Source organism: Sphingomonas sp. G-3-2-10 (genome assembly GCF_012927115.1).
GTDB lineage: Bacteria > Pseudomonadota > Alphaproteobacteria > Sphingomonadales > Sphingomonadaceae > Sphingomonas.
Genome location: NZ_JABBFY010000002.1, coordinates 1 through 24,247, shown reverse-complemented (window position 1 = coordinate 24,247; position 24,247 = coordinate 1). Strand labels below are relative to the sequence as shown.

Below are 24,247 nucleotides of genomic sequence, written 5' to 3'. Positions count from 1 at the left end.
TTCCGAATGAATTGCCGATAGCGCGAGCCTATGGATCACCGCAAACCTTACTTCTTCGTCGGCATCGGCGGATCGGGCATGATGCCCTTGTCGATGATCCTCGCGGGGCAGGGCGCGACTGTGGCGGGATCGGACCGCAGCCTCGATTCTGGACGGCTGCCTGCCAAGTTCGACGATCTGCGCACGCGCGGCGTGGCGCTGTTCCCGCAGGACGGGAGCGGGATCACTTCGGCGGACCAGATCGTGGTGGCATCGGCGGCGATCGAAGCGACCGTGCCGGACATGATCGCGGCGGAGCGCGTGGGTGCGGCGCGGCTGTCGCGGGCGGAGCTGCTGGCGAGCCTGTTCAACGAAGCGGGGACGTCGATCGGCGTCGCGGGGACCAGCGGCAAATCGACCGTGACGGGGATGATCGGCTGGATTCTCCATGCCTGCGGGCGCGATCCGACGGTGATGAACGGCGCGGTGATGAAGAATTTCGTGTCGCCCGATGCGCCGTTCGCTAGCGCGCTGGTGGGGCAGGGCGACGCCTTCGTCAGCGAAGTCGACGAGAGCGACGGATCGATCGCGCTCTACCGGCCGCGCGTGGCGGTGCTCAACAATGTCAGCCTCGACCACAAGTCGATGGAGGAATTGCGCGAGCTGTTCGGCGATTTCGTCGGCAAGGCCGAGACGGCGGTGATCAATGCGGGCGACGCCGAAGCGGCGGCGCTGGCCGGCCGCGCGGGCAAGGTGGTGACCTTCGCGATCGACGCGCCGGCCGATCTGAGCGCGGAGAATCTGGCGCCCGAACCCTATGCGATCGCGTTCGATCTGGTACGCGGCGGCGCGCGGACCCGGGTGCGGCTGGCGGTACCGGGGCGTCACAACGTCTCCAACGCGCTGGCGGCAATCGGCGCGGCGCTGGCGGCGGGCATTAGCGAAGCCGATGCCGTGATGGCGATCGCAGGCTTTACCGGGCTGAAGCGCCGGTTCGAACTGGTCGGCGAGCGCGGCGGTGTCGCGGTGATCGACGATTTCGGGCACAATCCGGACAAGATCGCAGCGACGCTGGATACGCTGCACGCCTTTTCCGGCCGGTTGCTGGTGATGTTCCAGCCGCATGGCTATGGCCCGCTGAAGGTGATGCGGCACGAACTGGTCGAGATGTTCCGGGCGCAACTGGGCGCGGACGACCTGCTGGTGCTACCCGATCCGGTCTATCATGGCGGCACGACGAACCGCGAAGTGACCAGCGCGGATATCGTCGCGGATGTGGGCGGTAATGCCCGCCATATCGCCGATCGTGCTGCGGCTGCGAACTATCTGGTGGACGCCGCGAAACCGGGCGACCGCATCGTTGTAATGGGGGCCCGCGACGATACGCTCAGCCTGCTGGCGGCGGAGATGGTGGCGGGCTTGCCCGCTTAGCCGGCCGCTTCGGCGTCTTTGCCGCAACCTCTTCCTTGCTCGCGAGATGCCAGCCGGTCGCGCCGCGAATCATCGGCTGGCCGCAGCCGACGCACCGCGAATGATAGTCGAAATCGTCACGCCGTACGTGATGGCGATCGCGCTTGTGCTTGCCCAATGCACATTGCGCCAGCTGAAGAATGTTCATTCCGCCGTCCCCGATGTTTCGCAGCTGCAACATTCACTTTAGCGTAATAACACAGAAGCGATTGTATGTTTCCGCCAAAATGGAGATTTCAATGACGCTTTACGTTATGGAAAGTGTCATTGACACAATGGGTATCGAAACGTAAAGCTCCCTTTACTGATTCGAAAGGGAGCTTTACATTCATGGCCCGATCCCCCGCCGCCAGACGCTATCTGAAGCGTTTCATGCCCGTGATGCTGGCCTATGTGATCGTCCTTTTCGGGGTCAGCTGGCTGATCAAGGCGACTCAGCCGGCCGGAGTCGCGCTCGCGGCGCTTTCGGTGCTTCCGGCCTTGCCGATCATCGCCGTAATCATCGTCATCGGTCTCTACATCGCGGAGGAGACCGACGAATATCTCCGCCAGCGCATTGTGACCGCCATGCTGTTCGGCATCGGCGTGGTGCTGTCCGCTTCGACCGTGCTCGGCTTTCTCCAGATGAACGACGTGATCGGGCCGGTTCAGGTCTTCTGGGGCTTTCCGGCGTGGTGCGCGGCATGGGGCCTCGCGCAATGCTGGATGGGGCTGCGCGAGCGGATGGCCGGAGGCGGAAGTGAATAACCGCCTGCGCGTGCTCCGCGCCGAGCGCGCATGGAGCCAGCAGGACCTTGCCGAACGCCTCGAAGTCTCGCGCCAGAGCGTGAACGCGATCGAGACCGGGCGTTACGACCCCTCGCTGCCGCTCGCTTTTCGCATCGCCGATCTGTTCGAACTGGCGATCGAGGATATCTTCATGAACCCGTCAAAGGATTCCGGCCAATGATCGTTCGTACCCTTTTTGCCGCCGCCGCGCTGGCCGCCGCTTCGGTCACCCTCGCGCCCGCAGCTTCGGCAGCGACCGCCGCTGCTTCTCGCGACGAGACGATTCAGATGGGCCATATCTCGATCCGGGCGATCGGCGCGGGCAAGCCGGTGTTCCTGATCCCTGGCCTGTCCAGCCCGCGCGCGGTGTGGGATGGCGTCGCGCCGGAGCTGGCGAAGACGCACCGCGTCTATCTGGTGCAGATCAACGGCTTCGGCGGCGACGATCCGCGCAACAACCTGACGCCCGACCTGCTCGACGGCGTGCTGGCGGAGCTCCACGCCTATATCCGCGAGAACAAGGCACAGGGGGCGGCGGTGGTCGGCCATTCGCTGGGCGGCCTGCTCGGCATGATGCTGGCGGCGAAATATCCCGCCGATGTCGGACGGCTGATGGTGGTCGACGCGATGCCGTTCATCGGCACCATCTTCGGCGCGGCCGATGTCGCCGCGATCGAGCCGCGCGCGACGCAGATGCGCGACATGATCGCCGGCGGCCATGAGCAGGCCAGGGCTGCCGCGGACACGCCGGTGACGCGCGATCCGGGCGGCAACATGTCGATCACGCCGGAAGGCCGGATCCAGGTGGCCAACTGGTCGCGCCACGCCGATCTGCGCGTCGTCGCGACGGCGATGTACGAGGATATGGTAACCGACATGCGTCCCGCGATCGGAAAGATCGCCGCGAAGCCGTTCACCGTGCTCTATGCGGCGGGCATGGGCGAAGCCGAGGCGAAGGCGATGTGGAAGCCGGCCTATGCCGGATCGAGCGCGAAGCTGGTTGCCATCCCGGGCAGCTATCACTTCATCATGATCGACCAGCCCGCGCTGTTCGCGAGCGAACTGGCGAAGTTCCTGGCGGAATGAGACGAGAGCCCCGGCCGTGACGCCGGGGCTCCCTCCTTCTCAATAGGTGCCGGGGAAGGCCCGGTTGAGATTGTGATCGGTCTTCCATGACCGGTCGTCGTCGCGCTCGCTTCCGAAGAAGGCGCCGCGTTCCTCGTCCTTCCACGCCGCCTTCGCCTCCTCGGCCGTCTTGCGGATCGTTACGCCGTCGCCCACGGACTGGATCCAGCGCGACGGGATCGAGTGGTGATGCCCGCCGGCGTCCGAATCGCTCTTCGTCAGCACGATCCGGTCGCCGCGCACCTTGTCGACCGTGCCGATATGCGCGCCGTCCGATCCGATCACTTCCATATGCTCGGTCACGCGGCCCAGTCCGTCGCGCTGACCCTGCCGGTCGGTTCGCCACGCGCTGAACTCATTGTGGAAACGCTGCGCATTCTCGCTGCGATATTCGTCATAGTCGCGGTCGAGCTCGGCCATCCGCTGGGTACGCCAGCTGCGATAATGGCCGTCCTCCTGCCGCGCACGGGCATTGTCCTGACGCATGTCGCGCTCGCGGCGGCGCTCCGCTTCCTCGTCGCCGAACCACGAACGGACTTCGTCGCCCGCGCGCTCGAAGAAGCTGCGCTCGTCGTAATTGTAGCTGTCGCGGTTGCGGGGCTGTGAAGCGCGGGGGTAATCCCAATCATCGCGCTCGCGCTGGCCGGTATAATTGCCGCGCGGGCCATAGGCTTCGCGGCCGCGCTCGCCCGCGCGATACCGGGGCGCGCCGCTGTCGAACTGGCTTGGCGCGCCATAGCGGCCTCCGCCCGAATCGCGGTAATCGCTGAAGGTACGCTGGCTGGGCTGCTGGATCTGATCGTCCGGCCCGAAATAGCTGCGATACTCATCGCCATAGCCGGGGTAACGGTTGTCCATCTCACTCTCCATCGCTGACTGGGCACGGGCGTTGGCACGCCCACTGTGCGACTCAGCGGCTGAGCGGCGGGATGGTTCCTGAAAATTGCCCGTGAAATCAGTCGATTCGGCGCATGTCGCACGCCGATCGCCGCACCGCGTTCAACGCAGTTGCATCCGGGCAAAGCTGTGGGTAATGGATCGCCTCCCGGCATGCCGGGAACGGTGGCGGGGCTGTAGCTCAGATGGGAGAGCGCTGCAATCGCACTGCAGAGGTCAGGGGTTCGATTCCCCTCAGCTCCACCAGCCGCCCGCAAGCTAGATCCCCTCATTTTCTTCGGCGTTCCGCGCGGCCGGGGCTTGATCCATCCCTGGCATTCGGGGAGGCTGGCCGGGAGCTGGCGGAGCATCGGAATGCAGTTTGGGACCGGATGGACATCGCTGAGCGATCCGCCGGGGGCGAACCCGATCGGTGCGGCGCTCTCCTGGCTCGAAGGGACGCTCTCGGGCACCATCGCGACGACGATCGCGGTGATCGCAATCGCCTCGCTGGGTTTCGGGATGTTGGCCGGGCGGATCGACCTGCGCCGGGGCGCAACGACGATCGCGGGATGCTTCATCCTGTTCGGCGCGTCGAGCATCGTCGCGGGCCTGAGACATGCGGTCTCCGGAGCATCGCCTGACGCTCCGGAAATGGCGCTTGTCGATCCATCGCCACCAGTGGTCGTTCCGCCACCAGCACCGCGGCAGGATCCTTATGCCGGTGCATCGCTGCGGCGCTGAGCCGGTTCACGCTAGTGCGCGACGATATGCTGTCAGTGTCGCGTCAGCGCGGCGGCGTCATCAGGGGATATCGCCGCACCGAATGGATCGATCATGAAGCATATCCCCCAAATCCTCGCCGCCATCGCGCTGATCGCGCCGTCCGCAACCTATTTCGCCGCGCCGGCCATGACGCAGGACGCGCCGAAGAAACAGTCGAAGGAAGAGCGCAACCGCGCATCTCAGGAAGCCATCCGCACCGCCGTGCAGCGCGGCGAATTGCTGCCCCTGCCGCGCATCCTGGCGATCGCGCAGGCGAAGGTGCCCGGTAACGTGATCAAGGTCGAGCTTGAGGATGAGCCCTGGGGCATCAAATATGAAGTGAAGATCCTGACGCCGGCCGGCCGGGTGCGGGAAGTCGAACTCAACGCCCGCACGGGTGCGGTGGTTCGCATCGAGGACGACTGAATGCGCGCATTGCTTGTCGAGGACGATCCCGATCTTGCCGAAGACGTCGCACGCGCGCTGACCGCCGCGGGTTTCGTCGTCGATCGTTGCAGCGAGGGCGATCAGGCCTGGTTCCAGGGCGATGTCGAGAATTATGCGATCGCCATCCTCGATCTCGGCCTGCCGCGCCTCGACGGGCTGAGCGTCCTGCGCCGCTGGCGCCATGCCGGGCGCAACATGCCGGTGCTGGTGCTGACCGCGCGCGGCGACTGGACCGAGAAGGTCGAGGGGATCGAAGCCGGTGCCGACGATTACATGGCCAAGCCCTTCGCGATGGGCGAGCTGACCGCGCGCGCCAAGGCGCTGGTCCGCCGCGCCGCGGGGCATGCCAGCCCGGTGCTTGCGATCGGCCGGCTGACGATCGATACCGTGCGGATGACGGTCGCGATCGAGGGCAACCCGGTTCAGCTCTCGCAGCTCGAATTCCGCCTGCTCAATTTCCTCGCGCATCAGGATCGCGTCGTAGCGGCAGGGGAGATCGCCGAGCATCTCTACGGCTCGGGCGACGGCAACGACACCAATGCCATCGAAGCGATCGTGATGCGGCTGCGGCGCAAGGTCGGCAGCGACGTGATCGAGACGCGGCGTGGGCTTGGGTACACGCTGGCGGGGCGCGCCGGGTGACGCGCAGTTCGCTGCGGCTGCGGCTCCTCGTCGGGGCCGGGGTGGCGATCTTCGCGGCGCTGGCGCTGGCCTGGCTCGGAATCTCGCTGCTGTTCCACCAGCATGTCGAACGGCGCGAAGCCGCGGCGCTGGAGCGGCTGGCCGAACAGGTGATCGCCGGGCTGCGGCTGGATGCCTCGGGCAAGCCCTTGGTCGAGGCGCAACTGCCGGACAGCCGGCTGCAGGCGATGGCCGGCGGGCTCTACTGGCAGGCGGTCGCGCCGGGCGGCAGCGCGCAATCGCCGTCGCTATGGGATCAGAGCCTGCCCGCCGCGCCGATTTCGGCGACCGGCTGGAGCACCGCCAATGTCGCCGGGCCGTTCGAGAAGCGCCTGACGATGGTCGGGCGCGAGATTCGCCTGAACCCGGGCGGGCCCGTGGTCGCGGTCCGTGCCGCGCAGGACGATGGCGAGATGCGCGGCGCGCTGCGCGAGTTCGATCGCGAACTTGCCTTGTCGCTCGGCCTGTTGTGGCTCGTGCTGGCGCTCGCCGCCTATGTCCAGGTCAGCCTCGGCCTGCGCCCGCTCGACCGGCTGCGGCAGGAACTCGACCGACTGCGGCGCAGCCCCGCCGCGCGCCTCTCGGATTCGCATCCTCGCGAGATTGCCCCGCTGACCGGTGCGATCAACGCGCTGGCCGAGGCGCGCGAAGGCGATCTCGGCCGCGCCCGCCGCCGCGCCGCCGATCTGGCGCACAGCCTGAAGACTCCGCTCGCCGTGCTTTCCGCCCAGAGCCGCCGCGCGCGCGACGCCGGCGCGGTCACCGCCGCCGAGGGGCTCGACCGCGCGATCGAAGCGATGGGCGCGGCGCTCGAAACCGAACTGGCCCGCTCCCGCGCCGCCGCCGCGCGTGGCGGGGGTGGCGAATCCGCCCCGCTGGGGATCGTCGAGGGTCTCGTCGCCGTCATCGAGCGCACAGAGAGCGGCGAGCGGATCGCCTTCACCGTAGAGATCGACCCCGAACTGCGCCTTCCCGTCGAGAGCGCCGATCTGGCCGAAATGCTCGGCGCGCTGATCGAGAATGCCACGCGCCACGCCCGGCGGCAGGTGCGCATCGCCGGAACGGCGTTCGCCATCAGCGTCGAGGACGACGGGCCGGGCATGGATCACGCCGCCGCCGTCGCGGCGATGCAGCGCGGAACGCGGCTCGACGAGGCGGGCGCCGGCCACGGGCTGGGTCTCGCGATTGTCCGCGATCTCGCCGAAGCGATCGAGGCGGATTTCACGCTCGGCCGCTCCGATCTGGGCGGTCTCGCCGCGCATCTGCGCTGGCGCGATCACTCGCCGAAGCTGCGCTGAATCGTCAGACCGAAATAGGGTCCGCTGCGCAGCGTGCGCACGTCGCGATAGCGGAGCGCACTGACGCCGCGCGGCCCGGTGAACACGTCGCGGGTCCGCGTCACCGGGCTGTCGGTCAGGTTTTTGGCGAACAGGCGCAGCGACCAGCCGCCGCGCGGCTTGTATTCGACGAACAGGTCCAGCCGGCCTTCGATTCGGTCGGTCTGGACTTCTGAGACCTTGAAGTCGCTGTCTTCGGCGGCGAACACCCAAGTGCTGCCCCAGCGCAGCTGCCATGCGGGAATGTCGTGGGTCAGTGTGACGCCGGCTTCGACCGGCGTGTCGCCTGAGATGCGGCGCGTCTCGCCGGTGGTCGGATCGGTCGCCTCGCTGCGCTGGAACAGGCCGTCGGCCTTCACCGTCACTCCCTTGAGACCGTAGGAATCGAGCGGGAGGTTCAGATTGGCTTCGAACGCCGTGCGCGTCGCCGATCCGATATTGCCGACTGCGTCATAGACCGTGCCGCCGTCATGGATGGGCAGCTGATCGATCAGATCCGAGATCCATTCCCGACGCGCCGCCAGCACCAGCGATCCCGCGCCGATTCCATGTTCGTAGGAAAGCTCGGCGCGCCACAGGCTGTCGGGCTCGAGGTCGCGATTTCCCGCGCTGATCGTCCCGCTGTTGATCGAAGCCGCGCCGACGAAATCGCCGAAGTCGAGCTGGCCGACCTCGCGCTCGAACAGGAAGCGCAACTGATCGCGCTTCCCCGGCATCCAGCTCAGGCGTACGCGGGGCTTCAGGAAGGCGAGCGACTTGCCGAGTTCGGTGTCGCCGCTTTGCTCCAGCCGCGAGAATTCATAGCGCGCGCCGGTCTCGAGCGAGAGGCCGGGAGACAGCGTCCAGGTCGCGGTCGCGAAGATCTCGGCGCGCTGCTCCTCGACGCGCACATGGGCGTTCGGGATCGCGACGGGCAGATTGTCCTCGAAGAACAGGTTCGCGCTGTCGAGGATGTTGATCGCGCCTTCGCCGCCCATTTCCAGCGCGAGCGGCCCGGTGCGGTGGCGGAAGGCGACCCGCAGGATGCTCTCGCTGCTGTCGGCATGTTCGTTCGAACGATCGCTGCCCGATGCGGACGTCTCGCTTTCCAGCGCGGTCTTCGAAACGGCGCGATGGCTGGCGATCAGCTCGACGCTGCTCGCGTCGCCCAGCGGCCGTTCATAGCGCAGCCCGGCTTCGTAGGTACGGGTGTGCTTGCGCTCGCTGCCGCGGATCGTCTCGATCGCGGGCACGCGCACGTCATAGCCGATATTGGCGAACATCCGCGCGTCGCGGATCAGGCCGCTGAGGCGCAGGTCGCCGCCGGTCAGCGGCTGGCGGTATCCGATCGTGCCTTCGATCACATCGGTGCCTTCGGGCTGGAAATAGCTCGCCAGCCGCACCGGACTTCCGTTCAGCGCATAGCGGTTGCGGCTGCCATAGCCATGCTCGTCGTCGATTTCGCGATAGACGGCGCCGGACAGGTCGATGCGCCGCGATCCGCTGCCATAGGCGAGCTGACCGGCCACGCGCGGCGCGCGATAGCCGTGGCGATAGATGGCGTATTCGCCTTCGGCGCGGCCGCTCAGCTTGCTGTTCGATTCGAGGACGATGTTCACGATCACCGCGTAGCCCTGCATGTCGAACCCCGCCGCCCCGGCACGGATCAGCTGGATTTCGCGGACTCGCGAGGCCGGAATCCGCTTGAGCAACGTCTCGATCGTCTCGGCCTTGCCGGCCGGGCGCTGGCCGTCGATCAGGACATTGCCCGCCGCGCCGGAATAGCCGCGTACTTCCGCGTCGCCTTCGATGATGCGGAAGCCGGGAACCAGCACCCCCATGTCGTTGGCGTTGACTGGCTGGGCGCGCGCGAAAAAGTCCGGCGGATAGCGCGTGACGCCTTCCGTACCCTGCTCCTGAGCGAGCGCGGGGGTTGCTGCGATCAGCGAAAGGGGCGCCGTCGAGGCGGTGAGAAGGATGAGAATGGCGCGCATGATCCAGCTCCTGTTGCTGGGATGCGCCTTGCCCTGCGACGGCTGACGCCAGCCTCGCATCGGCTGTCAGCATCGCGTCAGCAGGCGGATTCGCGCCCGATCGGGGGCGGGATTTGCAGAAATCGGTAACTTCCACAGGGCTATGATGCTACTGCCGTCCGGCATGACAGCGGGTGCAAGAATGGTGACCAATCTCTTCTCCCCGCAGGAGCGCCGCTGCCGATGTGGCTGAAGGCCGTTGTCCAGCCGTTCCTGAACCTGTCGGTGCGCCTGTCCTCCGCGCATGAAGCGCATCTCTATGAACGGCCGGGCCGGTGGATGCCCGCTACGGAGCAGGCGGCATTGACCGCCGCGTTGCGCGAGGTCGCCGAACGGTCCCTGCCCGGCGGCCAGCTCGATTATGGCGTGTTTCTCGCTGGGTCGGGGGCGCTCGATCGTACGGTGATCATGCTGATCCGCGAGCGGCAGACCGGCCGGCCGGTCGCGTTCAACGCGCTTGCTGTGCTGGACGTCACCCATCGCGGTCGCGCCGAGACGGTCACCCATCTCGGCCTGGTCCTGATCGACCCCGAAACGCGCGGCAAGGGCTTCTCCTGGGCGCTCTACGGCATGACCACCTTGCTGCTGTTCGTGCGCAATCAGTTGCGGCCGTTCTGGATCTCGAGCGTCACGCAGGTGCCGGCCGTGGTCGGGCTGGTCTGCGAGGGCTTCAGCAACGTGTTTCCCTCGCCCGCCGCCGGGGCGGTCCGGCGCTTCGATCATCTCGCGCTGGCCCGCCAGATCATGCAGCGTCACCGCGCGGCGTTCGGGGTCAGCGACGATGTGCGGTTCGACGAAACGCGGTTCGTGATCGAGGACGCCTATCGCGGCGGATCGGATCATCTGAAGAAGCGGTTCGATGCCGCGCCGAAGCATCGCGAAGCGATCTACAACGAATTCTGCGAAGCGACGCTCGACTATGATCGCGGCGACGACGTGCTGCAGATCGGCGAGATGAATCTGGCCGCGGCGCGGCGCTATCTGCTGCAGGACGTGCCGCGGCATTCGCTGCCCGCGATGCTGGGCGCGGCGCTGTTCCTGCTGGTGCAGCGCGCGGTGCTGCCGGCGATCTACTGGCTCAGCCCGGGGCGGCGATGGGGACGGCTGCGGCCGTGGCGGGAGGAACCGGATGTTTGATTATGCCGCGATGACGACGCGCAACATCGGGTTCGTCAGCGAAGCCGAGCAGAAACGGTTGCGCAGCACGCCGGTCTTCGTGTGCGGCGTCGGCGGGATGGGCGGCGCGTGCCTGATGGCGCTGGTGCGCGCGGGCGTTTCGCGGCTGGTGATCGCCGATCTCGACGATTTCGAAGTCTCCAACTTCAATCGCCAGCTCTTCGCGACGCTCGATACGGCCGGGCGGCACAAGGCGGAGGCCAGCCGCGACCAGTGCCTGCGGATCAACCCCGAGGCGGAGATCGAAGTCCTGGGCGGCGACTGGCCCGATCATCTCGATCGCGTGCTGGAGACCGCGAAGATCGTGATCAACGGCACCGACGATCTCGTCGCCAGCCTGCGCCTCTATCGCGCGGGCCGCGCGCATGGCGCGACCGTGATCGATGCCTATGCCGCCCCGCTCCCTTCCGTCTATGTGACCCGTCCGGGCGATCCGACGCCCGAGGAGCGGTTGGGCTACCCCACGCGCGGCAAGGCGATCGAGGCGGTGACCGACGCCGATCGCGCCGCGTCCTTCCTGCGCGAGGCCGAGCATGTGATGCTGCACAGCTCGTCGCGGCATCATATCGACCTTGCGCTGGCGGGCGAAGTGGCGGCCGGACGCCGCAGCCGGATGTCGTTCGCGCCGATGGTGATCACCACCGGAATGCTGATGGCCTATGAAGCGATCCGGCTGGCGACCGGACGGCCTGGCGGCGCGGATTGCCGGGGCTGGTTCCTCAATGTCCACAAGCCGCGCGTCGAGCGTCCGCTGCCGGCGCCGCTCGCCGCGCTGCTGCGGCCGGTCGTGAGGCGGGCGCTGCGGCGGATGACGGGCGGATGACCGCAAACGCCGTCACCGACAGCCTGATCAACGCACTGGGCCTTGCCGGGGTGATCGCGCTGATGATCGCCGTGCGCCGCCGCGACGCGCTCGGCGCGATGCGCTGGCGATGGACGCTGGCGCTGGGGCTTCTCGCGGCGATGTATGCCAGCCGGGGCCTGTTCTGGCTCGGCGCGGGCAGCGGGTTCAACACGCTCACCGCAGTCGCCGCGGCGGGAATCCCGCTGGCCGTGCTGTTCGTGGTGGAAGGGCTGATCCGGCGGCACGCGCCGCTTGCCGTGAAGCTGCTCGTCCTCGGCGGGACGATCGCTGCGCTGGCTGCGGCGCTCGCGGATATCCGCTGGGTAACCCCGGTGCTGGGTGCGCATATCGGCATCGGCATGACGATTGCGGTGGCGATCGCGCTGGCGGGACTGCGCGGACTGGACCGCGCCGAAGTGCGCGCCGTGATTGCGCTGGCGCTGTGCCAGATCGTGCTGGTGCCGGCGGCGCTCACCGACTTCCGCGAGCTGCTGCCCGATACGCCGGCGCGGATGTCGCCGCTGGCGGTGATGCTGCTCGGCTGGGTCGGCCTGACCATCGGCGCGTGGCGCGTGGGGGAACGGATCGGATGGCTCGCGTTCCTCGTCGCGATCGCGGCGCTGGCCGGCGCCGGACTGGCGAGCGCCGGGGCGAGCCTGAGCGCGGTGCAGATCGGCCTTGTCGTTCTCGCGGCGCTGCTGCTGGTCACGATCGGCGCGGACGCTGTAGCCGTGCAGGATGCGGGTCTCAAGCTGCGCCGCGCGCTCGCCTCCGCGCCGGCCGGCGACCGCGATGCGTTGTTGCAGACGATCACCGCCAGCGAGACGCTGGGCAATGGCGCGATCCTGTCGCACGATCATCTCGAAGGCGTGGATATCGCCGCTGCCACCGCGCTGGCGGCTGCTTATCCCGTCCTGCGCCGGCGCGACGCGCCCTGGGGCTTGGCCGCCGACGACATCCGGGCCGAAGCGATCGCCGCGATTTTCGAGACGCACAATGCGACGCATCTGCTGACCCTGCGCGAAACGCCGCTGGCATGGCTTGCGATCAATCTGCCCGGCTTGTCCGCGAATGTCTCCGCCGAGACCGATCTCGCGCTCGCCCAGCGGCTGCTGGCGGCGGCAACCGGAAGGAACGGCTCGTGATCACACTTCGCACCGGCGACCGCGCCGCGGCCTTCGAGGTTCCCTTCCGGGTCTATTCGGCCGGCAGCCCCTATGTCTCGCCGATGCGCGGGGACCTCGACCGGATCCTCGATCCGGCGCGAAACCCGCTGGTGACCGAGGGGCATGGCCGGTTCGAGCTCTTCACCGCGCATCGCGACGGCAAACCGGTAGGCCGGATCGTCGCGTCGATCCACGATGCATCGAATATGCGTCACGGCACCCGCCGCGCGCAGTTCGGCTTCTTCGACTGCGGCGACGAACCCGAAGTCGCGCGCACCTTGCTGGAGGCGGCGGAGGGCTGGGGCCGCGAGCGCGGCGCGGACGAGATCGCGGGCAATTTCAACCTGACGGCGATGCAGATGGCGGGGGTGGTGACCGGCGGGTTCGACGCCGCGCCCTATACCGACATGATGTGGTCGCCGCCGCACATCGCGCGCCTGCTCGACTCCAACGGATATCGCCCGGTCTTCGACATGACGACCTTCGCCTATGATCTGGAGCAGCTCGATCCGTCGGTCCTGCTCGGGCCGAAGCAGCGCGCAATCCTCGACGATCCCGAATATGAATGGCTGGGCGTGACGCGCCGGACCTTCGCCGCGCGGATGGAGGATGCCCGGCGCGTGCTCAATGCAGGGTTCGATCGCAACCCGATGTTCGTCCCGCTCACGCCCGCCGAGTTCGAGTTTCAGGCGGGCGAGATGATGTGGATCATGGATTTCCGCCTGCCGGTCATCGTCCATCATCGCGGCGAACCGGTCGGGGCGCTGCTCTGCGTGCCCGACATGAACCCGTTCATTCGCGATACCCGCTCGCGGCTCGGCATCGCGACGCCGATCCACTTCCTGCGCCACCGGCTCAGCCGCTCGCGCGCGGTGATCCTGCTCTATTCGGTCGATCCGGCGCATCAGAATCGTGGACTGAACGGCGCGATGCTGTTCCGGCTGGCGACCGCGCTGAAGGCAAGCGGCTATGCCAGCGTGGGCGGCACCTGGATCGCCGACGTCAACGGCGCGAGCCTGCGCCAGGCGGAGAAGATCGGCGCGCGATCGCTGCACGAACTCGCCATTTTCGGAAAGCGCCTCGATGGTTGATCCCGATCTGCTGACTCGCCTCGTCGCCCGGGCGCGGCTCGCGCCGAGCGTCCATAATGTGCAGCCGACGCGCTGGTCGCTGGACGGGGAGGGGCGCATCCTGCTGCTCGACACGCCTTCGATCCGCCTTCCGGCCGCCGATCCCGCCGGACGCGACATCCTGATCTCGCACGGCACGGCGCTTGAGGGCACGCTGCTCGCGCTGGCGGCAGAGGGGTGGGCGGGGCAGGTCGAGCAAGCCGATGGCGCGCTCGCCGCGATTCGCGTGCACAGCGACGCGGCGGCGGCGCCGATGCCCGAGATCGAGAGCCGGGCAACCTGGCGCGGTAGTTTCGAGCCACTGGCCGCCGGTGCGCCGCTCGACCGGCTGGAGGCCGAGAGCGGCGACCTCGTGCTGGTCCGCGATGCCACGGCGATCGCGCACATCGCCGCGCTGGGTGACGATGCGTCGATGCATTTCCTGCGCGATTCCGCGCATCGCCGCGAACTGCGCCAATGGATGCGGCTGACGCGGACGCATCCGGACTGGGACCATGACGGGCTGAATGCCGAAGCGATGGTGCTGAGCCCCGTCGAGGCTCGTGCGGCCGGGCTGGTGCTGGGACCGTTGTTCGGCACGCTCGACCGGATCGGACTCGCGCGCCTGCTGCTTTCGGAACGCGCCAAGACCGCCAGCGCATCGGCGATTGCGCTGTTCATCCGCCCGGCGGGCGAGCCCGCGATCGAAGCCGGCCGCGCGCTGTATCGCGCGTGGCTGGCGATGGAGCGTCACGGGCTGGCGGCCTGTCCCTTGTCGGTTCTGGCCGATTGGGAGGAAACGAACCGTCTCCTCGCGGCCGAGCATCGTCTTCCGGAAGACAGGGCGCTGATCGGTGTATTCCGGATCGGATCGCGTTCGGGACGCGCGCCGGTGCGGGCGAGGTGGGAGCCGCAGCAACTGATCGTTTAGATCAGCTCCGCCGTGTCAGGTTGCGCCGCAGGATCTTGAGATAGTCCGCGTGCAACTGGCTCGAATCGCGCGTGGTATTGCTGGTATGGACGCGACGCCGGAGCGCGACCGTGCCGGTGCCGGCCGAGCGATAGCCTGCCGCATCGGCACGGCCGATCCAGTCGATGGTCTCCCCGGTGCGCAGGCTGGTGTCGAACAAGCCGATCGCATCGAATGCCCCGCGCCGCACCAACAGGCTGCCGGCAAGGCGCCCCGGCTCGGGCAGGCCGATCGGCGCGCCGGTCGCATCGCCGAAGCAGGCGACCGATCCGAAGACATAGTCGAGTTCCGGCCGCTGGCCCCAGAAGGACAGGCGGCTTTCAAGGCTGTCGGGCGTCCACAGATCGTCGGCGTCGAGAAAGGCGATGACCGCGCCGCTGCTGGCCGCGATGCCCGTATTGCGCGCGGCGGCGATGCCGAGATTGGCGGTGGGCAGGACGCGGATCGGCCCATCGACGGTTGCGGCGATCGCGGCGCTGCCGTCGGTCGATCCGTCATCCACGACGATGATCTCGTCCGGCCGGCGCGTCTGGGCGAGCGCCGATCCCAGCGCGGCGGCCAGGAACGGCGCGGCGTTGAAGCAGGGGACGACGAGGCTGACCGTCGGCATCGTCCCGCTGGGCTCGATGGCGGTCAGGCGGGGCGGCTGGCGATCGGCCAGCCCATCTGGTCGACATCGTGGATCGGATCGAGCCGAAGCAGATCGTCGAGGTCGGAATGGGTGCCGAGCACGGGCGGGGCGAAGGCTTCGCCGCCGCGCGCGGCCGGGACGACCTGCGGCGCATCGGCGGGCGCGTCTTCGCTGCGCACCAGTTCATAGCCTTCGAGCGTGGTCAGGAAGGTGGCGACGGCATTGGCGGCGGTTGCGGCATCGATGTCGAACCGGCCGGCGAGCCGGGCAGCCAGCGCCGCGACGCTCGCGCCCGAACCGAGCCCGGCCCAGATTTCCGCGCCCGATCCGGCGGTGTTGAAATAGAGCCCGGTCTGGAGGTTGAGGATCACGGCCTCGTCGTCGATGATCTCGCCCACGACCGTCGGCGCATTGACGACATAATGCCTGCTATTCACGCTCAACCCACTTTCCGCTGGATGCCGGGCACCGCGTATCAAGCAGGGCGGTGGCTGTAAATGTCGGCGCGTCAGCTGCCCGCCGGGCGTCCATCGATGGTATGGATCGCATCCGCCCAGGCGCGCATACCGCCGGTGGTTGAGCCGATGAAGTCCAGCGCCGACGCGGTCCAGAAGGGGCCGGGCCGGGTACCGGCAAAGGCATCGAGCCCGTCGGCCAGCGCGCGATAGGTTTCGACATAGTCGCCGCCGCTCAGCTCATGCTCGTGCAGCCATGCGACGATGTCTTCGGTCAGCCAGATGCCGGGCAGTTCGTGCAGTGCATCGCGGCCGATATCGTGGCTGTTCCGGCGATGCATCACCAGCGGCGTGCCGAATCGCACCAGTCCGCCCAGATGGCGCGCGCAGGCGATCAGGAAATAGCCGCTCCAGATATCGCCGAACCGTTCGATCCGCAGGCCGTTGATGCTGGCCCCCATGCGCGCGAACCACCAAGCGCCCATCGCTTCGCGGCGGATCGCGGTGTTCTGGGTGTTGACCGGCGCCCAGCTGGCGGGATCGAGGACTACCGATCCGCCGCGCAGCGAACGCGCGTCGACTGGCGCTGCGAGGTGGCTGAAGGCGTCGATGTCCGGCGCGCCGAGCCATAACCCGGCATTGACGTCGATCCGGCCATGCAACGCCTGCTCGACGAGCGCGGGCTGCTCGTTGCGCCGGGCATAGGGATAGCCGCGCGGATGGACGATCGCGGGATCGGTCTCGAGCAGCGCGCACGGATTGTACCAGCCCGATGCCGAACGCGTGACGCGGTGTTCCGCTGCGGGCGCTGCGACCACTGCATGGTCGCCCAGCCACGGTCCGGGAAGCTCGCACAGATTGTCGTCGTCGATGCCGACGATCACGTCCGCACCGCTTTCATAGGCCATGAGGTAGCCGATGTTGCGGCGCGCATCCGAATTCCACGGGATGAAGCCGTGGATCGCGCCGAGGCGGGCGAGCCATGCATCCTGTTCGGTCAGATCCGGGCAGCGGATGTCCAGTCCGGCGGCGCGGGCGCGGGCGATCGCGTCGTGGATCGCGGCAGGTGTCTTGCGATCGATGATGACGATCATCGTCGCGCGATCGAGCAGTCCTTCCTCGCCGAGCTTGGCGGCATAGATGTCGAGGAACTCGCCGGCGCCGATGGTGGTGACGACGATGGCGAAGCGCGGATCAGCCATGCCGGGCAGCCCGCTTGCGCGCGATGGCGCTCCGCAGCGCGGTCAGCAGCTCGGGCTGGGTACGCGCCGGGTCGGCGGCATTGCCACCGGCATGGAGGCGTTTGTCGACCAGCACCTCGCTCGGCATCGCCTTGCGCGCGCCGGATTGGGCGAGGCGGGCGAACCAGTCGACATCGGTGGCGACCGGCAGATCGGTACGGAACGGCCCGATATTCCGCGCGATTTCCCGCCGGATCATCATCACTTCGAGCAGATGCCCCGGATGGCTCCCGTCGAGCAGCCCGGGGCGGATGGCGGGCGGTTGCGGATCGGCAGGATCGACGAAGAAGCGGACCTGACCGAAAACGACGTCCAGCGCTTCGTCGCGCAGCAGATCGGCCTGAAGCGCGAGCTTGCCGGGCCGCCACAGATCGTCGCACGAGATCATCGCGATCAGATCGCCACGCGCTTCGGCGAACCCCAGATTGAGGCCGGCAGCGACGCCGAGATCGGGTTGCCGGACCACGCTGACGCGGTCGAACCCGGCGGCGATCGTGGCGCTTTCGTCGGTCGATTGTCCGTCGATCACGATGATCTCGTCGGCCGGCAGCGTCTGGGCGGCGACCGAGCGCAACGCGCCGGCGATCCAGCGCGCGCCATTGCGGACCGGCAGCACTACGGAAATGACAGGCACGCGCACCCCCGGCTGCGGAAACTCAAGCCCGCGTCGTTCGGGCAAGCGCGAGCGGAACTCAAGCCCCTTGCGACGTGCGTGTCGTGGCTTCGACGCACTCGGCGATATGCCGGTCTAGCCCGGGAGCGGCGATGCCGAGCGCGCGGGCGCGCATCAATTCTCCCAGTGCGGGCACCATCCTCCCCTGACCGCGATGGACCAGCCCAGACCAGAAGCGCAGCCACGGATCATCGGGATAGCAGCGCCGCCAGTGCAGGATCCCGCCGGAAGTCGCGCTGGCGAGGGCGGGGGATACGGTGACGATGGCGGCGTCGGCTGCGTCGTTCTCGCCGTTCCGGCTGGCGGCGAAGACTTCCGCCGCCGTGCCGAGCGCGGCGAGGAAACGGTCGGCGCCGGTGTCTGCCCGATCCGGCCAGACGCGGGCCTGCCGGGGGCGGGCGAGCAGGCTGGCGACGAGTGGCTCGAACGCACGCGCCGCCCGGACTGCGCCGAAGCAACTCAGCGCATGATGCCGCGCCGCTTCGCCGAGCCGCCGGCGCAGCGCCGGATCGGCGGCGAGTCGTTCGAGGCAGCGCGGATAATCGGCTTCGTCGCGGGCGATCAGCCCGGTGCGCTCGTGATCGACCAGATGCACCGCAGCACCGTGATCGAGGATGACCGGCGGTACCCCGGCGGCCATCGCTTCCTGCAACACCAGTTCGGCCGTCGCATGACTGTTGCGCGCGAGCGGATAGCCGAAGGCATCCATTGTCGCGAGGGCGGCCGGTACGTCGGTGGCCCAGCCGCGGAGGCCAAAGCGCAAGTCCCGGCTGGCGTCGATCTCGGCGCGAAGCCGGGCTCCGTCGGCCCCTCGACCGTAAATGTCGAAGCGCGCGGGCGGGAGGTTCGCGGCGCGGCTGAGCGTCACGAAATCGGGATGCATCTTCGCGGCGTCGAGCGTGCCGATATAGCCGATGCGGAAGTCCGGGCCGGGCGGCGTGACGCGAGCTTCGGAAAAGCCGCCAAGATCGCCGCTCGCCAGGACGATCGCGGTTTGCGCGGGCGCGTTCGCAAAGACTGGCCGCGTCGCGGTGTAGGGGCTGGACGCCACCAGCAGATCGGGAAAGGCCGCCAGTGACGGCGTGAGCATATGCGGCGCGCTGTCGCCAGCGACGTGCAGCCAGATCAGCCAGCGTGCGGGCGGGTGCGGGCGGCGCAGGAACGCGTCCAGCACCGGGCTGGTCCAGGCATGGACCCAGACGATATCGGCCTCCGCGATCAGCCGGTCGATCGTATCGTCCGCCGCGATTTCCCCGCCGTCGACGACGGCCAGGCCCGCCCGCGCGGCATAATCGGATGCCGCCGCTACCGGCCGGACGAGCGAGAGCACGCGGTGCTGCTGGCCGCCGGCGGCGAGATGCCGTGCGGTTTCGACCAGCGCCGTTGCCGCGCCACCGGGCGCCAGTTGCTCGATGACGTGCAGGATGCGGGGCCGGATGCGGGGATTGCGTTCCATTCGCGGCTGTTTTTATGATCGCCGGTGCAGATTCAAAGCGAAGATTATCCGTCGTCCGCGCCGGACGTGCGGGATTGGCTCGCTGCATTGGAGACGGCTGCGTCGGCGGCGCGGCGCAAACAGCCTGAAACGGCATGGTTGCTGCGGATCGGCGGCGTGCGAATCCATATCCGGGCGAGCGGACCGGCGATCCGGAACTGGCTGGAGCCGGCGCTCAGCCATGCCATGCATCCAGCGGAATCCGATACGGCGTTCGGCGATTTCGAGCTGACGATCTGGGATCAGGCGGCGACCGGGGTGACGCCGCCCGCACCCTTCTGGGATATGCCGGGCTGGGCCAATCGCGGCGAGCTTCCCGCGTTGCAGATCGACGGGATCGTCGCGGCCTATCATGAGGATGCCGGCTATCTCGCTGCCTTTGATCCGCATCGGCGGCGGGCATGGGTGTGGGTTCGCGATGCGGCAACCCTGCCGCGCTACGAGCGCGCCGCGCCGCTTCGCGGGCCGCTGTCATGGTTCTTCGCGGCGGCCGGTGCGCAGTTTGCCCATGCCGGTGCGGTTGCGACGCCCGATGGCGCGGCGCTGCTCGCCGGCCGTGGCGGTTCGGGCAAGTCGACAACCACGATGGTCTGCGCCGGGGCAGGGTTGGGCTATCTGGGCGACGATTATGTTCTCGTTGGAACGAGCGACAGCCAGCCCCAGGTGCATGCGATCTACTCGACTGCCAAGCTGACCGAGCAGTCGTTCCATCTTCTCCCCGCGCTGCGCTCGCTCGCCGATGGTCCTGCCACGCCGCACGACAAGGCGGTGCTCCAGCTGGCGCCCTCGCAGCGGGTGGCTTCCGCCTCCATCACCGCGATCGTCCTTCCCCGTATCGGCGAAGCGTGCGAGACGCGGTGGGAGCCGGCCACCGCATCGCAGGCACTCACCGCGCTCGCGCCGACGACGCTGTTCCAACTGCCCGGAGCAGGGGGCGAAGCGCTGGCCCGCCTTGCACGGCTGGTCCGCGCGGTGCCTGCCTTCACGCTGCATCTCGGCAGCGACATGGATGGAATCGCACCGGCCCTGTCCGCTTGCGTTACGGCGGCCAGGGACCGGCAGGCTGCGGCATGAACGTCGCGACCGGATATCTCTGGCCGACCGATGACCAGATGCTGCTGTTGCGCGCGGCGCTGACCGATGGCCCGGCGGCGCGCGAGGCCTATGATCGCTGGTGCGACGCAGTCGATCTCTCCGGGCCGGTCGATCCCGGCAGCCTTGGCCTGTTGCCGCTGGTTCATCGCAATATCGCGGGCGACGGAACGGAAATCCGTCACGCGGGCCTTGTCGCCGGCGTGCGTCGGCGCGGGTTCGTCGAGAGCCACCGGGCGATCGCGGCGGCCGCGCAAGCCGTGGCCGCGCTGGCTTCGGCAGGCATCCCGGTCATGGTGATCAAGGGCGTGCCGCTGGCGCTCGACTATTATGACGAGCCGGGCCTGCGCCCGATGAGCGATGCCGACCTTCTGGTGCCGTCGGATCGCGCGGCTCCGGCACTCGGTGCGCTCGAAGCGGCGGGGTGGCGCCCGGCGAACGGCTTCGATGCAAGGCGACGGCGGCACCTGCTCCTGTCCCACGCCATCGAACTCAGCAAAGGCAATGGCGCGGACGTCGATCTTCACTGGCAGCCGGGTCACGAGGACATGCCGCCCGATGCCGAGCGCCGCCTGTGGGATCGCGCGCTGCCGATCGTGGTTTCGGGCGTCGAGGCGCTGCGGCCCGATCCCACCGCGATGCTGATGCAGGTCCTGCTCCACGGCCTGCGCCGCAACTTCAAGGCGCCGCTGCGCTGGATCCCTGACGCCGCGACGATCCTGCGCCGGGATGCGGAGCGGATCGACTGGGACTGGCTGATGTCGGTCAGCCGGGAGGGGCGGACCTTCTACCGGCTGAGCCTCGCGCTGCGGTTTCTCGCCGAGCATTTCGCGGTCGATGTCCCGGCCCTGGTGATGGTGGAAGCGATGGCTGCGCGGCCCAGTTTCGTCGAGCGGCTGGAGAACCGCTTCATTCTGGAAACGCGCGCGGGGGCGGTCTCGACGAACAGCTACAAGGCCGCCATCCTGCTGCGGATGCTGATGGGGAAGCGACGCGCGGCCGTTCCGGATCTGCTCTGGCGAGAGGTGCTGCGGCATGTCGGTTCCGCCAGAGGCTGACGGTTCGCGGCGGGTGCGGCGATGATCAGCGGGGAGACGCTCAGGCAACTCCGTTCGTTCGTCGATGCGCGGTTCTTCGCGGCGCTGCTGCTCAGGATCGTGCCGATCGTCGCGCTCGATCTGATCGCGCTGCTGCTGATCCGGCTGTTCTTCCTGCGCGTCTATGTCGAGGCGGGCGGGGAAGCTCCCGCCTCGGCCGTGATGCACGGCTCCGCGTTCGTCGCGGGTGGCGTCCTGATCGCCTTCCTCGCATTCCGGCTGGCCGCGGGTTTTCTGGTGAGTCGCAGCGTGTTCGCGCTGGTCCTCGATCAGCAGCAGCGGCTGGTGACCCGGCTGTTCGGCAATTATCTCGGCCAGCCCTATCGCGCCCAGCGCGAGGCCAGCCGGTCTGAGCAGCGCCAGACGCTGTTCATCGCTTCCACCGCTCTGGTGCAGCAGATGCTGCTCCCGCTGGTCCATCTGATCGTCGACGGATCGGTCGCGCTGGCGATCCTGATCGTGCTGATCGTGAAGGAGCCGGTGGCGACGCTGGTACTGGTCGTCTGGCTCGGCCTGTTGCTGGCGGTGCAGGCCGTCGCGAGCGCACCGGCAAGCCGGCGGGCAGGGGCTGCGCGATGGGACGCGCTCAACCGGATGCGGATGATCGCCGACGCCGCGCTGGGCGATCCGCGCCTGACGAAATTGTCGGCAAGCGAAGATGCGCTGACCTGGCGCTTCCGCGAGCAGACTGATCGTCACGGACGGGCCGTCGCGGCGGAGAACGCCCTGCTCAATCTGCCGGCCTACGCGCGGGAGCTGGTGCTGGTTTCGGCGGTGTGCGTTTTGATCGGCGTACTCGCGCTGGAGGATCGCGGCGGGTATGCGCTGATCGGTGCGCTGGCGCTGTTTGCCGCGGCGTCCGTGCGGCTGCTGCCTGCGCTCCAGCGATCGGTGGTCTTCGTTCAGAAGCTCGGCACCCATGCGTCTGATCTGGCGAAGACCCATGCCGATCGCGAAATCGAGCGGGAGCAGCTCGACGCGGGCGGCAGCGCGGGGACGCCGTTGATCCGCGAAAGCATCCGGTTGCGCGGGGTGACGTTCGGCTATGTGCCGGACTCGCCCCTGATCGAGAATGCCGATCTCACGATTGCGCGGGGCGAGCGGGTGCTGATCACCGGGCCGTCGGGCACGGGGAAGTCGACGCTCATCCTGCTTGCGTGCGGGCTGGTGCTGCCGGATCGCGGCGCGGTGGAGATTGACGGTGACGCCGATCATCTTCTCGCGCGCATCCGGCGCGGCCGCGTGGCGCTGGTGCCGCATGATCCGTTCGTCGGGAATCTCTCGATCCTCGAGAATATCGCCTTTCCCGGTGAAGCCGACGCGATCGATCGCGAGCGTGCGGCGGCACTGCTCGAAGCACTGAAGCTCAACTTGTCGCTCGACGATCCGGCGGGCGAACATGGCGCGCGGCTTTCGGGCGGGGAGCGGCAGCGGGTTGCGCTGGCCCGCGCGATCTACCGCCAGCCCGAATTGCTGATTCTCGATGAAGCAACCTCGCAGCTCGATGTCGCGACCGAGACGGCCGTATTCCGCTGTGTGACGGAGTCGTGCGCCGGCGCCACGATCCTCGCCATCTCGCATCGCCCGCCGCCCTCCGGCCTGTTCGACCGTCGGCTCGTGCTGGCGAATGGCCGGCTGGAAGCGATCAGCGACGCCTGAGCCGGGCGAGGAGGCGGCGCAGCGGGGCCGTCGCCGGTGGCGCGGCGAAGTGATCGCGCGGCACATAGCCGATCGTGGCTTGGGCCTCGTCCAGCGTGAAGCGCGCATGGTCGTTGCGGGAGATCAGGTTGAGCATCCTTACACCCTGCGCCGGGGCGCGGATCGCCCTATCCATCCCTGCGCACAGGTCGTGTGGCGAGAGGCGTGCTTCCATATCCCAACCTTTCCGCAGACCTCCGGTCGACCCCGTGGGCGAGTATGCCCCTATCCTGAGGATCGTGGTTGCGATCCCGTCGGACCGCCAATGGGCGTGGGCGATCCGTTCGGCGAAGAGCTTGGTCGCGCCATAGGGGTTGTCGCCGGGATCGCGGACCATCGCGTCGATCGGCCCGCCGTCGTGGCGGCGCCCTGCGGCTGCCCAGATCGAGCTGGCGAGGATGACGTGCGGGACCCGATGTTGCGCCGCCAGGCGGTATAGGTTGAGCACGGCGTCGATATTCGGCCCGGCCAGATCGGCCCAGCCGGAGCGGGGATCGGGATTGGCGGCGAGATGGATCACCGCATCCGCTCCGGCCAGAAGCGGGGACCATTCGCCAGCGGCATCCGTCAGGTCGAAGGTTTCGATCGGGCCGTCGCTTTGCTTCCGGTCGAGGAGGCGAAGGGTGATATCGCCCGCCTGCGCGAGGTGGGCATGGAGAAGCTGGCCCAGTGTGCCCGCTGCGCCCGTGATCAGGATGGTCAGCATCTCATATCCGTATCGTCCGCCCGCCACGTTCGGCATCCGGGCACCAGACTGGCAGCCCGGGAGCGAATATCAAAGACGGGCTCGCGAAGCCGGGCTCGAATAAAATGCAGTGCGATCCAACTTTTTTGAAAATCGGGGTTGACGACTCAGTGGGTCCCTCATAAATGCCGCCCTCCCGACGGGGCGCTGACGCTTCCCGCCGGTTCCTGGGTCTCCCAGGGCCAACGCTCTTTCGATAACGGATGGGCTCTTCGGAGCACTTCTATTGGCGCAATTCGGTTTGCGCTCCACTTCTCGTGGGTCGGTTGGGCGCGCTCTTTGACATAGTGATATAGATGAAGGGACATGTGGGCGGCGGCTCCGGGTCTTGCGGATTTAGGCGCAAGGTGCTCGGTAAAAGCAAGTCGTTCCAGCGGCTTAGGTTTTTGGCCTAG

Annotated in this window: 24 protein-coding genes and 1 tRNA gene; 17 read left to right on the top strand and 8 right to left on the bottom strand. The window is 68.0% G+C overall.

The features are described 5' to 3' along the window. Nucleotides 1-30: 30 nt before the first annotated feature. From HHL13_RS16635 to HHL13_RS16620, 4 genes are all read left to right on the top strand, one after another. Nucleotides 31-1,410, top strand: coding sequence for a Mur ligase family protein (locus HHL13_RS16635; RefSeq protein ID WP_169557043.1), 1,380 nt, complete (start codon nucleotides 31-33; stop codon nucleotides 1,408-1,410). 369 nt (nucleotides 1,411-1,779) lie between these two features. Continuing rightward, a complete protein-coding gene (locus HHL13_RS16630; RefSeq protein WP_169557042.1) occupies nucleotides 1,780-2,196 on the top strand; it encodes a hypothetical protein in 417 nt (138 codons plus the stop codon). Beyond that, a complete protein-coding gene (locus HHL13_RS16625; RefSeq protein ID WP_169557041.1) occupies nucleotides 2,189-2,398 on the top strand; it encodes a helix-turn-helix transcriptional regulator in 210 nt (69 codons plus the stop codon). The genes HHL13_RS16630 and HHL13_RS16625 overlap by 8 nt, the downstream gene beginning before the upstream one ends. Next, nucleotides 2,395-3,303 carry an alpha/beta hydrolase gene (locus HHL13_RS16620; protein WP_240953879.1) on the top strand — a complete coding sequence of 303 codons (909 nt, stop codon included), beginning with the start codon at nucleotides 2,395-2,397 and terminating at the stop codon, nucleotides 3,301-3,303. Before HHL13_RS16625 ends, HHL13_RS16620 begins: the two co-directional genes overlap by 4 nt. Before the next feature lie 39 nt (nucleotides 3,304-3,342). Here HHL13_RS16620 and HHL13_RS16615 read toward each other — a convergent pair whose 3' ends face one another. Then, the gene (locus tag HHL13_RS16615) at nucleotides 3,343-4,200 is read right to left on the bottom strand and encodes a DUF2171 domain-containing protein (protein WP_206377105.1); all 858 of its coding nucleotides are present in this window, start codon (nucleotides 4,198-4,200) and stop codon (nucleotides 3,343-3,345) included. A gap of 209 nt (nucleotides 4,201-4,409) precedes the next feature. On the opposite strand from HHL13_RS16615, the gene HHL13_RS16610 reads away from it, so the two are divergent. From HHL13_RS16610 to HHL13_RS22860, 5 genes are all read left to right on the top strand, one after another. Continuing rightward, nucleotides 4,410-4,485: transfer RNA gene (locus HHL13_RS16610), tRNA-Ala, on the top strand. A gap of 108 nt (nucleotides 4,486-4,593) precedes the next feature. Beyond that, nucleotides 4,594-4,962, top strand: a complete 369-nt coding sequence (locus tag HHL13_RS16605; RefSeq protein WP_169557040.1) for a TrbC/VirB2 family protein — start codon at nucleotides 4,594-4,596, stop codon at nucleotides 4,960-4,962. A gap of 93 nt (nucleotides 4,963-5,055) precedes the next feature. Next, complete coding sequence (locus tag HHL13_RS16600) at nucleotides 5,056-5,409, top strand: PepSY domain-containing protein (RefSeq protein ID WP_169557039.1); 354 nt, start codon at nucleotides 5,056-5,058, stop codon at nucleotides 5,407-5,409. Beyond that, on the top strand, nucleotides 5,410-6,072 hold the full coding sequence (locus tag HHL13_RS16595) for a response regulator transcription factor (protein ID WP_169557038.1): 663 nt from the start codon (nucleotides 5,410-5,412) through the stop codon (nucleotides 6,070-6,072). It abuts the gene before it with no gap. Next, nucleotides 6,069-7,409, top strand: a complete 1,341-nt coding sequence (locus HHL13_RS22860; RefSeq protein WP_169557037.1) for a sensor histidine kinase — start codon at nucleotides 6,069-6,071, stop codon at nucleotides 7,407-7,409. Before HHL13_RS16595 ends, HHL13_RS22860 begins: the two co-directional genes overlap by 4 nt. Here the strand turns inward: HHL13_RS22860 and HHL13_RS16585 are convergent. Beyond that, the gene (locus HHL13_RS16585) at nucleotides 7,388-9,421 is read right to left on the bottom strand and encodes a TonB-dependent receptor (RefSeq protein WP_169557036.1); all 2,034 of its coding nucleotides are present in this window, start codon (nucleotides 9,419-9,421) and stop codon (nucleotides 7,388-7,390) included. The genes HHL13_RS22860 and HHL13_RS16585 overlap by 22 nt on opposite strands. Before the next feature lie 222 nt (nucleotides 9,422-9,643). Between HHL13_RS16585 and HHL13_RS16580 the strand changes: the two genes are divergently transcribed. Genes HHL13_RS16580 through HHL13_RS16560 form a run of 5 tightly spaced genes read left to right on the top strand, consistent with a single transcriptional unit; the run spans nucleotide 9,644 to nucleotide 14,686 of the window. Further along, entirely contained in the window at nucleotides 9,644-10,597 is a 954-nt protein-coding gene (locus HHL13_RS16580; RefSeq protein WP_169557035.1) for a hypothetical protein, read from the top strand. Beyond that, nucleotides 10,590-11,459, top strand: coding sequence for a ThiF family adenylyltransferase (locus HHL13_RS16575; RefSeq protein ID WP_169557034.1), 870 nt, complete (start codon nucleotides 10,590-10,592; stop codon nucleotides 11,457-11,459). The genes HHL13_RS16580 and HHL13_RS16575 overlap by 8 nt, the downstream gene beginning before the upstream one ends. Then, nucleotides 11,456-12,625 carry a hypothetical protein gene (locus tag HHL13_RS16570; protein ID WP_169557033.1) on the top strand — a complete coding sequence of 390 codons (1,170 nt, stop codon included), beginning with the start codon at nucleotides 11,456-11,458 and terminating at the stop codon, nucleotides 12,623-12,625. Before HHL13_RS16575 ends, HHL13_RS16570 begins: the two co-directional genes overlap by 4 nt. Further along, nucleotides 12,622-13,737, top strand: coding sequence for a GNAT family N-acetyltransferase (locus tag HHL13_RS16565; protein ID WP_169557032.1), 1,116 nt, complete (start codon nucleotides 12,622-12,624; stop codon nucleotides 13,735-13,737). Before HHL13_RS16570 ends, HHL13_RS16565 begins: the two co-directional genes overlap by 4 nt. Beyond that, nucleotides 13,730-14,686, top strand: coding sequence for a hypothetical protein (locus HHL13_RS16560; RefSeq protein WP_169557031.1), 957 nt, complete (start codon nucleotides 13,730-13,732; stop codon nucleotides 14,684-14,686). Before HHL13_RS16565 ends, HHL13_RS16560 begins: the two co-directional genes overlap by 8 nt. Nucleotide 14,687: 1 nt before the next feature. On the opposite strand, the gene HHL13_RS16555 is transcribed toward HHL13_RS16560, so the two are convergent. The 5 genes from HHL13_RS16555 to HHL13_RS16535 form a co-directional block, all read right to left on the bottom strand. After that, nucleotides 14,688-15,335 (bottom strand): glycosyltransferase family A protein, encoded by a 648-nt coding sequence (locus tag HHL13_RS16555; RefSeq protein ID WP_169557030.1) that lies wholly within the window; start codon nucleotides 15,333-15,335, stop codon nucleotides 14,688-14,690. Nucleotides 15,336-15,358: 23 nt separating this feature from the next. Continuing rightward, nucleotides 15,359-15,793, bottom strand: a complete 435-nt coding sequence (locus HHL13_RS16550) for a PqqD family peptide modification chaperone (RefSeq protein ID WP_169557029.1) — start codon at nucleotides 15,791-15,793, stop codon at nucleotides 15,359-15,361. A gap of 71 nt (nucleotides 15,794-15,864) precedes the next feature. Beyond that, nucleotides 15,865-17,013, bottom strand: a complete 1,149-nt coding sequence (locus tag HHL13_RS16545; RefSeq protein ID WP_169557028.1) for a hypothetical protein — start codon at nucleotides 17,011-17,013, stop codon at nucleotides 15,865-15,867. Further along, nucleotides 17,006-17,686, bottom strand: a complete 681-nt coding sequence (locus tag HHL13_RS16540) for a glycosyltransferase (protein WP_169557027.1) — start codon at nucleotides 17,684-17,686, stop codon at nucleotides 17,006-17,008. The genes HHL13_RS16545 and HHL13_RS16540 overlap by 8 nt, the downstream gene beginning before the upstream one ends. Before the next feature lie 58 nt (nucleotides 17,687-17,744). Then, nucleotides 17,745-19,181, bottom strand: a complete 1,437-nt coding sequence (locus tag HHL13_RS16535) for a glycosyltransferase family 4 protein (RefSeq protein WP_169557026.1) — start codon at nucleotides 19,179-19,181, stop codon at nucleotides 17,745-17,747. 24 nt (nucleotides 19,182-19,205) lie between these two features. On the opposite strand from HHL13_RS16535, the gene HHL13_RS16530 reads away from it, so the two are divergent. From HHL13_RS16530 to HHL13_RS16520, 3 genes are read left to right on the top strand one after another with little or no spacing between them, the layout of a single operon-like run. After that, entirely contained in the window at nucleotides 19,206-20,294 is a 1,089-nt protein-coding gene (locus tag HHL13_RS16530; protein ID WP_169557025.1) for a hypothetical protein, read from the top strand. Beyond that, complete coding sequence (locus tag HHL13_RS16525; RefSeq protein WP_169557024.1) at nucleotides 20,291-21,370, top strand: nucleotidyltransferase family protein; 1,080 nt, start codon at nucleotides 20,291-20,293, stop codon at nucleotides 21,368-21,370. Before HHL13_RS16530 ends, HHL13_RS16525 begins: the two co-directional genes overlap by 4 nt. 21 nt (nucleotides 21,371-21,391) lie before the next feature. Then, a complete protein-coding gene (locus HHL13_RS16520; protein WP_169557023.1) occupies nucleotides 21,392-23,068 on the top strand; it encodes an ATP-binding cassette domain-containing protein in 1,677 nt (558 codons plus the stop codon). On the opposite strand, the gene HHL13_RS16515 is transcribed toward HHL13_RS16520, so the two are convergent. Continuing rightward, nucleotides 23,055-23,849, bottom strand: coding sequence for an NAD(P)-dependent oxidoreductase (locus tag HHL13_RS16515; RefSeq protein ID WP_169557022.1), 795 nt, complete (start codon nucleotides 23,847-23,849; stop codon nucleotides 23,055-23,057). The genes HHL13_RS16520 and HHL13_RS16515 overlap by 14 nt on opposite strands. Nucleotides 23,850-24,247: the final 398 nt, after the last annotated feature.

Excerpts from the sequence above, each read along its gene's own strand:
- HHL13_RS16520 (WP_169557023.1), top strand. The coding sequence starts at position 21,392 with ATGATCAGCGGGGAGACGCTCAGGCAACTCCGTTCGTTCGTCGATGCG.
- HHL13_RS16635 (WP_169557043.1), top strand. The coding sequence starts at position 31 with ATGGATCACCGCAAACCTTACTTCTTCGTCGGCATCGGCGGATCGGGC.
- HHL13_RS16580 (WP_169557035.1), top strand. The coding sequence starts at position 9,644 with ATGTGGCTGAAGGCCGTTGTCCAGCCGTTCCTGAACCTGTCGGTGCGC.
- HHL13_RS16515 (WP_169557022.1), bottom strand. The coding sequence starts at position 23,849 with ATGCCGAACGTGGCGGGCGGACGATACGGATATGAGATGCTGACCATC.
- HHL13_RS16615 (WP_206377105.1), bottom strand. The coding sequence starts at position 4,200 with ATGGACAACCGTTACCCCGGCTATGGCGATGAGTATCGCAGCTATTTC.
- HHL13_RS16585 (WP_169557036.1), bottom strand. The coding sequence starts at position 9,421 with ATGCGCGCCATTCTCATCCTTCTCACCGCCTCGACGGCGCCCCTTTCG.
- HHL13_RS16525 (WP_169557024.1), top strand. The coding sequence starts at position 20,291 with ATGAACGTCGCGACCGGATATCTCTGGCCGACCGATGACCAGATGCTG.
- HHL13_RS16575 (WP_169557034.1), top strand. The coding sequence starts at position 10,590 with ATGTTTGATTATGCCGCGATGACGACGCGCAACATCGGGTTCGTCAGC.
- HHL13_RS16605 (WP_169557040.1), top strand. The coding sequence starts at position 4,594 with ATGCAGTTTGGGACCGGATGGACATCGCTGAGCGATCCGCCGGGGGCG.
- HHL13_RS16620 (WP_240953879.1), top strand. The coding sequence starts at position 2,395 with ATGATCGTTCGTACCCTTTTTGCCGCCGCCGCGCTGGCCGCCGCTTCG.
- HHL13_RS16600 (WP_169557039.1), top strand. The coding sequence starts at position 5,056 with ATGAAGCATATCCCCCAAATCCTCGCCGCCATCGCGCTGATCGCGCCG.
- HHL13_RS16535 (WP_169557026.1), bottom strand. The coding sequence starts at position 19,181 with ATGGAACGCAATCCCCGCATCCGGCCCCGCATCCTGCACGTCATCGAG.
- HHL13_RS16630 (WP_169557042.1), top strand. The coding sequence starts at position 1,780 with ATGGCCCGATCCCCCGCCGCCAGACGCTATCTGAAGCGTTTCATGCCC.
- HHL13_RS16595 (WP_169557038.1), top strand. The coding sequence starts at position 5,410 with ATGCGCGCATTGCTTGTCGAGGACGATCCCGATCTTGCCGAAGACGTC.
- HHL13_RS16560 (WP_169557031.1), top strand. The coding sequence starts at position 13,730 with ATGGTTGATCCCGATCTGCTGACTCGCCTCGTCGCCCGGGCGCGGCTC.
- HHL13_RS16545 (WP_169557028.1), bottom strand. The coding sequence starts at position 17,013 with ATGGCTGATCCGCGCTTCGCCATCGTCGTCACCACCATCGGCGCCGGC.
- HHL13_RS16570 (WP_169557033.1), top strand. The coding sequence starts at position 11,456 with ATGACCGCAAACGCCGTCACCGACAGCCTGATCAACGCACTGGGCCTT.
- HHL13_RS16555 (WP_169557030.1), bottom strand. The coding sequence starts at position 15,335 with ATGCCGACGGTCAGCCTCGTCGTCCCCTGCTTCAACGCCGCGCCGTTC.